A 257-nucleotide genomic window follows, 5' to 3' on the forward strand; every position below is an offset into this window, starting at 1 on the left:
GTCTGAGTGTCGGTAACTGGTCTGACCTCATCAAGAGGAGAGGTCGCGCCATGATGCTCGAGCATGGCAAGCTCTGCTGATCGCGTTGGATAACCCATAGTGATACGAGCCATAAATCGGTCACGTTGGGCCTCTGGTAGGCGGTACGTGCCCTCCATCTCAATGGGGTTTTGGGTGGCCATCACCATGAACGGGGCTTCGAGGGGATGAGTCAGGCCATCTGCTGAGACTTGACGTTCTCCCATGGCCTCGAGCAG

General features: G+C 56.8%; 1 protein-coding gene. It reads right to left on the reverse strand.

Features of this window, described 5'->3' with window-relative positions:
• The coding region (locus tag AC0CH8_RS18945) for an AAA family ATPase (RefSeq protein ID WP_465241208.1) at positions 1 to 245 on the reverse strand (245 nt) is incomplete at its 3' end.
• Positions 246 to 257 lie beyond the last annotated feature (12 nt).

The organism is Sphingomonas sp. AC435 (assembly GCF_979253005.1).